The following is a 12438-nucleotide window of genomic DNA, read 5'->3' as shown; positions in this document are numbered from 1 at the left end:
TTTTCACCCAACAAGGCCTGCCGGTTCAGATATCGCGTCACGCATGCGTCACTTCGACACGACGACTCCCGTCACCGCCGCGTTGATCGCGGGCAACAGCAGGTTCAACACACGGTTGAAGCGAACCAGACCGCCCTGACCGACGTACACGATGTCCTTCGGCTGCAGCTCGAACTGGTTCGCGAGCAGCATCGCCACCGGCGAGGTCGCATCGAGGTGATAGATCTGCGGCGAGTCGCTGGTCGAATTGCGGATCACGAACAGCTGCTGCCCCGAGGCCGTATTCGAGTCGAAGCTGCCGCCGTCGGAGATCGCCTGCGACAGCGTCAGCGAGCCGTTGCGCAACGGCAGCACCGTGGCCGGCTTGTTGACTTCGCCCATCACGTAGACGCCGCTGTCTTCGCGCGCGTTCACGCGCACCGTATCGCCCGGCTGCAGATAGATATCCGACGGATTGCGGCCGTGCTTGATGAGGTCGTCGATGTTCAGCCTATAGGTCTTGCCGTCGCGGATCAGATCGACCCGGCTGCGATCCGCGGTCGCGTTGAAGCCGCCGCTCAGGCCGATCGCGTTCGTCAGCGACATCGGAATGTCGTTGATCGATTGCGTGCCCGGTGTGCGCACTTCGCCGTCGATATACACCGTCGCGTTACGGAACGACGCGACGCGCACCGTCACCTCGGGCTTCTGATAGACCTTGCTCAGCCGCGAATGCAGTTCGCGCTGGATCGTCGCGACGTCCTTGCCGGCGACGTGCAGGTTGCCCGCGTACGGAAACTGGATGTCGCCGTTCTCGTCGATCAGGAAGCCCGGACTTGCATCGGAAGGGCGCGAGGTCGTCGGCGGCTGTCCCAGCGCGGCCGCGAGTTCCGGGTGATCCCACACGACGATCTGCAGCACGTCGCCGGGGCCGACCCTGTACATGGCTGGCTTGCCGAACAGACCCGTCGTCGTCGGCGGCAACACCGAGGCAGTCTGGTCGGCATTCAGCTTCTTCAGCAGTTCCAGATTGATATCGGTGATCGGAATCTGCTTCTGCTGCGAGGCTTCGGTACTGAATTCGCCACCCGTGTCCTGAATCGCGGCCGGCGTGACCATCCGTTGTCCCGGTACGATCTGACATCCGGAAAGCAATGCTGCGCTTGCGAAAACCACAAGACTTCCTGTGCGAAAACCAAGTGAGCTCATGATCTTTACTCCTTCGCCCCGAGGCGTTGTTATCGACTTTCTAGTAAGCGTTTCGATGCACCAGTCCGGCGACAATCGTCGCGCCGATGATCCGCATGTCGAGTGCGAACGACCAGTGACCCAGGTAGTACAGGTCATGTTCGACGCGACGCTCCATCTTCTCGATGCGGTCGGTTTCGCCACGGAAGCCGTTGATTTGCGCCCAGCCCGTGATTCCCGGTTTGATCCGGTAGCGATTGATATAGCCCGCGACCACCTTCTGATAGAGGTCGTCGTGCTCGAGCGCATGGGGACGCGGTCCTACGACCGACATGTCGCCACGCAACACGTTGAAAAATTGCGGCAGCTCGTCGAGGCTCGTGCGGCGCAGAAACGCGCCCACTTTCGTCACGCGCTTGTCGTTGCGCGTCGCCTGGCTCAAAGTGCCCTTCGCTTCGGTATGCACGCGCATCGAGCGGAACTTGTAGATCGTGAACACTCGGCCGTCCGCGCCCTTGCGCTTCTGTTTGAACAGCACCGGTCCGCGCGAGGACAGCTTGACCGCGATCGCGATGCCAAGCAGCAGCGGCGCGAGGGCAACGATCGCGGCCGCGGCGAACAGCCGGTCGAAGACTTCCTTTTTCAGCATCGCGTTGGCCGACAGCGGCGAGGCGACCAGATTGATCGCCGGCACGCCGAGCAGATCGACCACGCCACTGCCTTCGAACAGCGCATGGCTGCGCACGTCCGGCATGAAGCGGATATTCACGAGGTCGTCGCGGAACTCGTCGATCAGCGCGCAGATCAGCGGCTCCTCGGACAGCGACAGCATCAGCCATAGCTCGTGCACGTCGTTGGTGCGGATGTAGTCGGCCAGCAGATCCACGCGATCGAACACCGGCACGCGCGGATTCGTCACGCCGGAGTCGTCCGGGCGCGTGTTGTAGACGGCGGTCGCGCGAAAGCCCGCGGTCGGCGCCGACTCGATGCGGTGCAGGAGCGCATCGCACTGCGAACCGCTGCCGACGATCGCCACCTGATGCAGGTTCATGCCCGCGCCGCGCGCCCGCGCGAGCACCGCGTGCGCGATCACCCGATTCGCGATCAGCAGGCCACCCGTCGTCGCGGTCCAGTACGAGAACCACAGCCGCGACACGATATCGATGCGATGCAGCGAGTACATCAGCACGAGCGCGCAGGCCTGCACGATCAGCCACGCGAGCGACACCTGACCGGCGAGCCCGAGCTTCGAGCGGCCGCGCCATGATTCGTAGACGCCGAACGCGGGGAAGATCGCGAGCGCGAACGCAGCCGAAAACATCACCAGCGCCCAGTAGAAACCCGACTGGCCGAGATAATCGAAGCGGATCCGCGACGCCACGGTCGCACCCGCCAATACCAGAGCGACATCGAAAATCCGCGCGAGCAGATCCTGAAACTTGCGCATTTTACTTACCTCGTTCTGCCGTTCCTGTACGCAAAAAGGGGCGTGCATGGGCGTCCTACGGGCAGCGGCCGTAGTTGTCGTCAAACCTCACGATGTCGTCTTCGCCGAGATAGGTACCCGACTGGATTTCGATGATTTCGAGCGGCACCCTGCCGGGGTTTTCGAGCCGGTGACGCGTGCCGAGCGGAATGTAGGTCGATTCGTTTTCGCTGAGCAGGAACTGCTCTTCGCCGCGCGTGACGAGCGCGGTGCCGCGCACGACCACCCAATGCTCAGCGCGATGATGATGGAGTTGCAGCGACAGCTTTGCGCCGGGCGTCACGACGATGCGCTTGACCTGGAAGCGCTCGCCGCGATCGATCGAGTCGTAGAAGCCCCACGGGCGCCGCACCTTGCGATGCGCGTCGGCCTCCGGCGCGTGCTGCGCCTTGATGCGCGACACGAGCCCCTTGACGTCCTGCACATGCGAGCGATCCACCACGAGCACCGCGTCGGCGGTCTCGACCACGACGACGTTCGCGGTGCCGACGCACGCGACGAGCCGCCCTTCCGAATGCGCATAGCAGGACACCGCGCCTTCGAACGCCACGCGGCCGCGCCCGGCGTTGCCGTTCGGGTCCTTCTCCATCGCCGCCCATACCGCGTCCCATGAGCCGAGGTCGGACCAGCCGGCTTCGAGCGGGATCACGACGCCGGGCGGAATGACCGCGGCTCGACTTTGAGCTTGCATGTCAGTCTGTGCCGCGCCTTGCGCTTCGACGTTGCTCGCGCTGTCGTCTTGCGCCGGCGCCGGTTCGGTCAAACGCTCCATCACCGCGTAGTCGATCGAATCGGCGGGCACGTCGAGGAACGCGTCGTGCGATGGCCGGAATACGTCGCCGTCCTGCTTGCCGCTCGCGAACGCGGTTGCGCACGGCGCATGCATGTCGGGCCGCAGCGCCGCGAGCGTGTCGAGCCACACGCGCGCACGCACGATGAAGATGCCGCTATTCCACCAGTAGGTGCCGGCCGCCAGGTATTGCCTCGCGATTTCCTCGGCGGGCTTCTCGACGAAACCGGCGATCGCGTGGCCGCCAGCGGCCAATGCCGCGCCGATCCGGATATAGCCGAAGCCGGTGTCGGGACGCGTCGGCGGCACACCGAGCGTCGCAATCGCGCCCTCGCTCGCATGGTGCGCCGCGCACGCTAGCGCGCGCTGCAGGGCAGGCACGTCCGCGATCGCGTGGTCGGCCGGCATCACGATCAGGATCGCGTCGTCGCCGGCCGCGCACGCGAGCGATGCCGCGAGCGTCAGCGCGGGCGCCGTGTCGCGGCGCGCGGGCTCGACGATCAGACGCGCGTCGACGCCGTTTTCATGCAACTGTTCGGCGATCACGAAGCGATGCTCCTCGCCGCACACGACGATCGGCGAAGCGTCGACGCTCCAGCCCGCCGGGAAGCCCTCGAGCCGCCGCGCGGTCGCCTGCAGCAGCGAGTCGGAGCCGACCACGTCGATCAGCTGCTTCGGAAAGTTTTCGCGCGACACCGGCCAAAGCCGCGTGCCCGAGCCGCCCGCGAGAATGACCGGGACGATGTGCGCGCAGCGCGCGCCAGCAACCCCGGCGCTTGCGCCGTTCGGCTCGACGGATCGGGCGCTCACACCTGCCTGCGTCAACATATCGGGAATCCTTTTCGATCTGCAAGGTACGACGAACAACGGACCAGTCCCCGCCTGTCACGCGCGGTTACCGGGCTGGCTCCGTCGGTGCTACTCGCCTGCCATACGGCGGCTTTGAATCCTGAACTCGGTCGGCGAAATCCTCATCCGCTTGCGAAACACTTTCGCGAGCCGGTCGCCGTTGCCCATCCCGGTGCGCCGGGCGATCTTGTCGACCGGCAATTCCGATTCGATCAACAGGCTGCACGTCACCGCGAGGCGCTCGTGCAACAGGAAACTCGACGGCGTGATACCCATTTCCATCTTGAAGCGGCGCAGAAAGTTGCGCTCGCTCATCGCCGCGAACTGCGCGGCATCCGCAATCGAAATTGATTGCTGGCAGTTTTCCTGCAGCCAGCGCGCCGCCGCGCGAACCTTGTCGCCGGGACTCATGCCGCCGTCCTCGCCGAGCAGCGGCGCGAGGTTCGTGCACGAGTCGGACAGCAGCCGCTCGGCAGCCGAGCGCGCGGTCGCGTTGCCCAGATCGCGCTTGATCATCGCGAGCGCGCTGCGCATCGATTCCAGCCGGTCGTTAAGGTCGACGACGCCCTGCTCCGCCGAGCCCGCGCCATTTCTGGCCAAGGCCGGCTGGTGCGGGTCGCTCCCGTCCTTGTCCTCGGGCAGGGCCGCCGCGTCGAGCACCGCGCGCCCTTCGGCGATCGGCCGGATCATCGCGGTGTTGCGACGCACGCGCCGCAGCCAACCAAGCAGACGCTCATCGCGCGCCGCCGACGCCGCGCCCTTGCCGCCCGCCACATAGAGCGCGTCGAAGCCGCCGTAATGGCGCGCGTCGAGTCCGTCGGTCCAGACGCGCAAACCCGACGACGAAATCACCATGCCGCCGCCGGCGGACAAGAACGACACGTCGTACAGCCACGCGCCCGAACCGGAAGTGGCGAGTTCGTTGGCAGCCTGGAACACCTCGGCGATCACGCCCGCCCCTTGCAGCGAGCAGTCGTTGAACAACAGAATCGCGACACGACGCACGCCCTTGTTCGGAGCATGCACCCAGCGCAGCATTGCAGACTCCAGACTCGCGCAGGTCATAGTCATCCTCTCGACAGAAAACGATCTACTACACCTTTTACGATCACGCACAATGCGAACTCCGCGCAGTGCATCATAGCGACGGCCTCCGGCGCTCTGCCGTCATGTCCGAAAGTGCAGACATATTGGCACTATGAATACGTGATCGGCCAGTGCAATTCGGCACAATACCGAAACGACCGTCTTTTCAATGGATTAATCGTCTAACCGCATATGGTTCAATATGCACTCGCAAATCTTAATGCAATTTAAAAAATGAATGCGTACGCCAGCGCACACTGCGCGGCTACTCGAAAAACGGCGTGTCCCGCCTTATGTACCCGCCGAGGCGGCATTTTAAAAGAGATTTTTTGCCGGAATTGGCTATCGATGAGTGAAACACCCCCCGCCCTACCAGGCGGGTCCGGCTGCATCGACAACTTCCCCTGACGATCCGCGCAAGCGCCGCGCAACCGACCCTTCCGCCGTCCAATGTAAGCACTCAACGCGCCAGAAAAGATTATTTAATTCATTTTTACTAATGACGGGAATATAAACGTGGCGATCAACGTTTCAAACCTGAAACACGGATATCGGACGACTTTAGCGCCCCCGCAATAGATGGGCCAATGGCGGAATAAGTCGGGTGCGAGCGGGTGCATTTCCGCCAACCGATTGCGGAAATGGACTACGAGGTTTCCGCAAGGGGGTTGGGGACAGCGAACGAAGTCCGCCATCCCTACGCAACGACTGTGACACCCGTGCAAAACGCGCCGCGTAATGGCACGACGCGACGATAGTTTGGCGTCGCCTGACAGGTTTACGGCGGGCAAGCGCACATAAAAGTGGTTCTGAACGGGGTTACGATGCCCCCGACAAACGCGCTGGAACCGCACACATGAACGGCATTTCATGGATCACGCTGATACTTGCCACGATGATCGGCGGGTTCCTGTTCGCAACGATCGGCGTGGTGCTGCTCGCGCTGCTGCTCGGCAACGTATCGGACCGGCTGTCGAGCAACGACGAGACTCGCCAGGACTCATAGGGCCTGTTCACAGGCCCTAGCTACTTCGAAAGATCCTCGAGCGCGACATCGCGCGTCTTCGGTCCCAGCGTACCGATCGCGACCATGACGATCGCCATTGCCCCCGAGATGAACACGAACACGCCGTTCACGCCGAAGCGACCGAGGCAGGCGGCGATCACGAACGCCGAGAACATCGCCGAAATCCGGCTCCACGAGTAGACGAAGCCGACCGCGCGCGCGCGGATGCCGGTCGGAAACAGTTCGGCCTGGTACGCGTGATAGCTGTATGAAATGATGTTGCCCGCGAGCACGAGGCACACGCCGAGGCTCACGAGCAGCACCGTCTCGCGCGCCTGGCTGAACGCGAGTCCGCACACGACGTTGATCGCCGCCATGCAGACGATGACGGTCTTGCGCTCGAAGCGATCGGCGATCAGCAGCCCCAGCAACGGCCCGAGCGGCGCCGCGATCGCGATGATGCTCGCGTACATCAGACTCGTCGTCACCGTGATGCCCTGCTTCATCAGCAGCGTCGGAATCCAGTTCGCGAAGCCGTAGTAGCCCATCGTCTGGAACACGTGAAAGATGATCAGCATCAGCGTGCGCCTGCGATACGGCGGCACCAGCAGATCACGAAACGCGGCCCGCGCGCGCACCGGTTCGGGCAGCGCGGGCTCGGGCAACGGCAGGCCGCATTGGCGCCGATACTCGCGCGCGACGCGTGCTTCGAGACGCGTCATCACCGCGTCGGCTTCGTCGAGGCGGCCTTTTTGCGCGAGCCAGCGCGGGCTCTCCGGCAAGCCGCGGCGAATCCACCACACCACGATCGCGCCGAGCGCGCCGATCAGCACGACCACACGCCAGCCATCGAGACCGAACAGGCGTTGCGGCACCAGCAGATACGACAGGAACGCGACGATCGGCACCGCGCAGAAGCCGACCGCCTGCGAGCACGCCGAAGCGCGCCCGCGAATGTGCTTCGGCACGAGTTCGGAAATATATGTGCCGATCGTGACGATCTCGACGCCGATGCCGATTCCCGCGATAAAGCGCCAGCAGTTCAATCCGAGCGCCGTGTGCTGGAACGCCATCACGACGTTGGCCGCCGTGTACCACAGCAGCGACCAGGTGAAGATCGCGCGCCGGCCGAAGCGGTCGGCGAGAAAGCCGCACGCAGCCGTGCCGATGAACAGGCCCGCGAACAGCGCGGCGATGAAACTCGCGACGCCGCTCGTGCCGAACAGGCCGCGCGTCGTGGCCGTCAGCAGGCCGCTGTGCACGAGTCCCGGCGCGATATAGCCGGAGTACATCAGGTCGTAGAGTTCGAAGAACATGCCGAAGCTCAGCAGCATCACGAGCTGCCAGATCGTGCGGGTCGCGGGTAGCCGGTCGAGCCGCGCGGAAATGCGCGCGCCGTCGAGCGCGATCGCGCCGGCGCGGTCCGGGCCTGCTGCATCTGCGCCCGCGTCCGTGGGTGAGCCGTCGAGCGCGCCGGCATCGCCGAGCGCCGTTGAGTACATGGCCTGATTCGACGATTTCATCGTCTGTCTCCAGAATTATTGGTCTATTGCCCGCTGCAGCGGGTCAAGCGCGGCACGACGCTCACGCAGCCGCGCGCGGCGCCCGCGATTGCACGCCACCGCCGAGCTCCGCGATCCGCGCGTCGTCGAACCCGAGTTCGCGCAGCACCTCGACGGTGTGCTCGCCGATCTTCGCGATCGGCCGACGCGGCCCGAGACGCGCACCGTCGAGCGAAATCGGCAGCAACGGCATCGCGGTTTCGCTGCCGTCGTCGAGCGTCAGCGGCACCAGGCCGCCGCTCGCGTTCAGGTGCGGATCGTCGAACAACTCCTCGGGCTTCGTGATCGACGCGAACGGAATGTGATTGCGCTCGAACAGCGGCACGAGCGTCGCGCCGTCGAGACGGCTCAGGCTTTCGCCGAGCGTCTGCAGCAGCCAGCCGCGCGCGAGCACGCGGTCGTTGTTGGTCGCGAGGCGCGCATCGGCGAGCAGATCGTCGCGTTCGAGAATCGCGCACAGCGCGCGCCACTGCGCGTCGCCGGTCGCGGCGATGAACATCTGCTCGCCGTGCGCGAGCGTAAACACATCGTAGACGGCCCAGGCGCTGATGCGTTCGGGCATCGGCGCGGCGGCCACGCCGGTCGCCGCGAACTGCTGCATGTGCTGCGCCGAGAGCAGCACGCAGTTCTCGAACAGCGCGCTCTGCACCTCCTTGCCGCGGCCGCTCGCGTGCCGTTCGTGCAGCGCCGCCAGCACGCCGATCGCGCCGAACATGCCTCCCATGATGTCGTTGACCGAGCTGCCCGCGCGTAGCGGACGGCCCACCGGACCGGTCATGTACGCGAGGCCCGCCATCATCTGCACGACTTCGTCGAGTGCCAGACGATGTTCGTACGGACCATTGAGAAAGCCCTTGTGGGACACGTAAATCAGCCTGGGATTGCGCTCGCGCAGCGTCGCGTAATCGAGGCCGAGACTCGCCATGCGGCCGGGCTTGAAGTTTTCGACGAAGACGTCGGCGCTATCGACGAGTTGCTTCAGCGCGGCGAGACCGGCTTCACTGTCGAGATCGAGCGCGACGCTCTTCTTGTTGCGATTGAAGGTGCGGAAAAAGCCCGCGCCGGTGCCGAGCAGCCGGCGCGTGCTGTCGCCGCGCGGCGGCTCGACCTTGATCACTTCGGCGCCGAGGTCGCCGAGAATCATGCCGCAGGTCGGACCCATCACCATATGCGACAACTCGATCACGCGGATGCCCGCGAGCGGCAAGGTACCCGGCTGCGGCGAAGACGTCGACGACGAAGCTGAAGTAGCGGAGGAAAGCGGAGTCATTGCGGCACCTGCGGAACGGAAGAATGGGGACGACGCAAAGATTCGGCGTAGCTGGCGAAGTCGCGCGCGACCGCTTGCGCGTGCGCGAACTGTTTCGGTAGTCCCGCTCGCGCGAGATAGCCGTACAGCGGCTCGCCCGGCAGCGCTTGCGCCAGCACCGCGCGCGATGCGAGTAGCCGCGCGATGTCGATACCGGTGTCGTAGCCCATGCTGTGGAGCATGAACACGAGGTCTTCGGTATTGACGTTGCCGGTTGCGCCCGGCGCATGCGGACAGCCGCCGAGACCGGCCAGCGACGCATCGAACTCGCGGATCCCGTGCTGCAGCGCGACCAGCGTGTTGGCGAGCCCGAGGCCGCGCGTGTCGTGGAAATGCAGCGAGCGCAGCCTGTCGCCCGCGACGTCGCGCACCAGCTCGATGACCTCGCCGACCTGACGCGGCGTCGCTTCGCCGGTCGTATCGCCGAGCGCGATCACGTCGGCGCCGGCCTGCACCGCGGCGCGCGCGATCGCGGCGATATCCGCGTACGGCACGGCGCCCTGCAGCGTGCAGCCGAACACCGTCGACAAACCGGCGATCAACTCGACGCGGCGCCCACCTGGCGGGGGCGCGCCATCGATCAGCTCGCGCATCGCGGCGAACGAGTCGATCATCTCGGCGGGCGTCTTGCGCACGTTCGCGGCGCTATGCGCGGCGCTCACCGAAATGGGCGCGACGATGCGCTCTACGCCTGCCTCGAGCGCGTGCTGCGCGCCCTTCAGGTTCGGCACGAGCGCGCTCACGCTGAGATCGTCGTAGCTACGGGCGTGGGCGACTACGTCGGCGGCGTCCGCCATTTGCGGCAGCAGCTTCGCCGGCACGAACGACGCGACCTCCATGTTGCGCACGCCGGCCGCGTAGGCGGCGTCGATCCAGCGCCGCTTGTCGTCGGTGGACATGATGCGGGCAATGCTTTGCAGACCGTCGCGCAGACCGACCTCGGTCACGACGACGCGCTCGCGGGTTTCATTCATTGGTTGGAATCCTGGTCGTGGACGCGGGCTTCAGAGGCCCGTTGGATGGAAGTGATGCGCTGACTGGGTCACAGCGTGCCCGCGTGACGACGCGCGGCAAAGTCTGCTTTGACGAAGCACACCATCGCCGCTCGCGATGGCCGCTCAGGCCGATGGGGCGGGCTTTGGCGCTCGCCTGGGTGAAATGCCTAGGGGTTTGTCTGGGGAGGTGGCGAAGGCGTGGGTGACGAGGCGTGTCGCCCGTCTTATCTGGCGCTCAGCAGATGCTCGAGCAATCGCGCGGCCGCCAGCGTCAACGCCGCGCGATCCCGCATGCAGATCACGAAGCGCCGCGCGGCCCAAGCCTCGCGCAACGGCACGGCGACGATGCCGTACTCGTCGGCCGCATGGCGCGGCAGCGCCTCGCGCGGCAGGATCGCGACCGCGAGACCCGCCTGGATGAAGCGATAGGCGGCGTCGAACGTCGATACATAGGTGCGGTAATTCAACTCGCTGCCCTTCTCCAGCGCGATGCGCTGCATCAGCGCATTGACCGACGCATTCGATGCGAGCCCCAGATGATCGAACCCGAGCGTCTGCTCGAAGCCGATCTGCGTCTCGCCCGCGAGCGGATGCGCGCGCGGCACGATCAGCGCGAGATGGTCGGCGCGATACGGCAGCGTGTCGAGACTGCCGAGCGGCACCGTGTCGCGGCAGATGCCCAGATCGGCCACACCCTCTTCCAGTCCGCGCACGATGTCCGCGCTGACGCGCTCCTCGACGTCGACGCGAATCGCCGGATTCGCCTGCAGAAACGCCGACAACGCCTCGGGCAAAAACTCCACCATCGACGACACGTTGGCGAGCACGCGCACATGCCCACGCGCGCCGGCCGCGTACTCGCTGAGTTCGGCCTGCAGGCGTTCGTGGCCGCGCATGATGAGCCGCGCGTGGCGCAACAGCGCTTCGCCGGCGGCGGTGGCGCGCACGCCGCGCTGGCTGCGCGACAGCAACGCGACATCGACGAGCGCTTCGAGATCGGCGAGCCGCTTGCTGACCGCCGACGGCGCGATGAACTCACGCTCGGCCGCGCGCGCGATCGTGCCTTCCTCGCACACGGCGATGAATAAGCGCAGCGTCACCTGATCGATTTGCCACATCGGCGCAGCGGATTTGTGGGTTGGGGGTGGGGGAAATTATGGTTGATCGTGGAAGGCCGTGGAGGATTTCTGTCGCTTGCGGTGCGGCTCGAACCACGGCTTGCCGTGCAAAGCAGTGCAGAAACAAGCACGTTGACGCTCGAATGGAAAGCCCGCAAAGCGGGGCGACTTGTTTGAGGCGCGGTTGCCTTCCGTTAGTCTTCCGTGCTCTTCAGATCGCTTATCCGCCCTTTCGTTATGCGCGCCATGCAATCCCAAAACGTCATATAACGCACCGACGCTTCGCCTAATGAATAGGTCTCAGCGTAACACTGGTTGTCGCGATACTCGACCCATGCCCTTTGTCCTTTCTCAAAGTAAGGCAATGCGACAGGATTGTTATCGACCTTCAAATCAACATCGCCTTTCCTCAACTCAGTTTCCAACGATTTAATCGTGGAATTCAATTCTGCGTAAATTTGTTCGAAATTCCTGTGGCTGCACGCAGCGATATCGGCGGTTGCCGCGTGCTCACCGGTCTTGCAAAGACGGTCAATTTCTTCGCGCAATTTTCCGGAAAAATAAACCGATGATGGCGCTGCTTTTTTGTAGTCGAACTGCACCGAGTAAATTGTTTTGCTCAGCGCAGTTGAATCAAGAAAGTTAAACATCGAAACCATGATAAGCCGCACAGCAAGCATTCTAGTGGGACGCATCATATACACCTTCAGAGAACACTCCAGCCTCCGTTTCCCGGCGTTGACGCAAGCTCGAGGAACAGCGAAATCTTTTTTATGTAATTCGGAATATTTCGGTAGTCACCTGATTTTCGCGATGCGTCAATTCGTCCGCAGCATGGTCTGCTACAGCATTAAAAAAAACACTCACCAATGCATCGTACACGTACTGAAACAACGGTACGTGCACTTTTGCATTGATGGCGCGTTCTTTCGCCTCAAGTCCTTTCAAAAACTCTCTGGCGTGTTGACTGATACTGGGCAGTCTCAAGAGTCAAGTGCAACGTTTAGCTAATCCGGCCTTCTCTAACTCTTTAGCCATTGCTTCCTCGGGGGAGTCCCAGCCGAGCGTCT

The 12438-nt window shown here is 64.0% G+C and carries 11 protein-coding genes; 1 reads left to right on the top strand and 10 read right to left on the bottom strand.

The genetic code is table 11. The features are described 5' to 3' along the window. Nucleotides 1-48 precede the first annotated feature (48 nt). The 4 genes from HDG33_RS31175 to HDG33_RS31160 all read right to left on the bottom strand — a co-directional run bounded on the left by HDG33_RS31175 (nucleotide 49) and on the right by HDG33_RS31160 (nucleotide 5357). Nucleotides 49-1188: a polysaccharide biosynthesis/export family protein gene (locus HDG33_RS31175; protein ID WP_184038426.1), complete on the bottom strand. Its 1140-nt coding sequence runs from the start codon at nucleotides 1186-1188 to the stop codon at nucleotides 49-51. Between the two features lie 40 nt (nucleotides 1189-1228). Then, on the bottom strand, nucleotides 1229-2614 hold the full coding sequence (locus HDG33_RS31170; protein ID WP_184038420.1) for an undecaprenyl-phosphate glucose phosphotransferase: 1386 nt from the start codon (nucleotides 2612-2614) through the stop codon (nucleotides 1229-1231). A 55-nt stretch (nucleotides 2615-2669) separates the two neighbouring features. After that, the gene (locus HDG33_RS31165; RefSeq protein ID WP_184038407.1) at nucleotides 2670-4271 is read right to left on the bottom strand and encodes a sugar phosphate nucleotidyltransferase; all 1602 of its coding nucleotides are present in this window, start codon (nucleotides 4269-4271) and stop codon (nucleotides 2670-2672) included. A 90-nt stretch (nucleotides 4272-4361) separates the two neighbouring features. Beyond that, nucleotides 4362-5357: a helix-turn-helix domain-containing protein gene (locus tag HDG33_RS31160; RefSeq protein ID WP_184038577.1), complete on the bottom strand. Its 996-nt coding sequence runs from the start codon at nucleotides 5355-5357 to the stop codon at nucleotides 4362-4364. Nucleotides 5358-6234: 877 nt separating this feature from the next. Here HDG33_RS31160 and HDG33_RS31155 point away from each other — a divergent pair. Next, on the top strand, nucleotides 6235-6384 hold the full coding sequence (locus tag HDG33_RS31155) for a hypothetical protein (RefSeq protein ID WP_184038404.1): 150 nt from the start codon (nucleotides 6235-6237) through the stop codon (nucleotides 6382-6384). A gap of 20 nt (nucleotides 6385-6404) precedes the next feature. Here the strand turns inward: HDG33_RS31155 and HDG33_RS31150 are convergent, their stop codons facing one another. The 6 genes from HDG33_RS31150 to HDG33_RS38485 form a co-directional block, all read right to left on the bottom strand. Continuing rightward, the gene (locus HDG33_RS31150; RefSeq protein WP_184038402.1) at nucleotides 6405-7907 is read right to left on the bottom strand and encodes an MFS transporter; all 1503 of its coding nucleotides are present in this window, start codon (nucleotides 7905-7907) and stop codon (nucleotides 6405-6407) included. Nucleotides 7908-7968: 61 nt separating this feature from the next. Further along, complete coding sequence (locus HDG33_RS31145) at nucleotides 7969-9216, bottom strand: CaiB/BaiF CoA-transferase family protein (protein ID WP_184038399.1); 1248 nt, start codon at nucleotides 9214-9216, stop codon at nucleotides 7969-7971. Beyond that, on the bottom strand, nucleotides 9213-10229 hold the full coding sequence (locus HDG33_RS31140) for a hydroxymethylglutaryl-CoA lyase (RefSeq protein ID WP_184038396.1): 1017 nt from the start codon (nucleotides 10227-10229) through the stop codon (nucleotides 9213-9215). Before HDG33_RS31140 ends, HDG33_RS31145 begins: the two co-directional genes overlap by 4 nt. Nucleotides 10230-10474: 245 nt before the next feature. Continuing rightward, the gene (locus HDG33_RS31135; RefSeq protein WP_184038395.1) at nucleotides 10475-11368 is read right to left on the bottom strand and encodes a LysR family transcriptional regulator; all 894 of its coding nucleotides are present in this window, start codon (nucleotides 11366-11368) and stop codon (nucleotides 10475-10477) included. A 194-nt stretch (nucleotides 11369-11562) separates the two neighbouring features. Next, the gene (locus HDG33_RS31130) at nucleotides 11563-12066 is read right to left on the bottom strand and encodes a lysozyme inhibitor LprI family protein (protein ID WP_184038393.1); all 504 of its coding nucleotides are present in this window, start codon (nucleotides 12064-12066) and stop codon (nucleotides 11563-11565) included. A gap of 73 nt (nucleotides 12067-12139) precedes the next feature. After that, nucleotides 12140-12316 carry a glycoside hydrolase family protein gene (locus tag HDG33_RS38485; protein ID WP_409259102.1) on the bottom strand — a complete coding sequence of 59 codons (177 nt, stop codon included), beginning with the start codon at nucleotides 12314-12316 and terminating at the stop codon, nucleotides 12140-12142. Nucleotides 12317-12438 lie beyond the last annotated feature (122 nt).

This window comes from Paraburkholderia sp. Cpub6, from assembly GCF_014201065.1.
In the GTDB taxonomy this organism is placed as follows: domain Bacteria; phylum Pseudomonadota; class Gammaproteobacteria; order Burkholderiales; family Burkholderiaceae; genus Paraburkholderia; species Paraburkholderia tuberum.
This window is presented reverse-complemented; position numbering and strand designations above follow the sequence as displayed.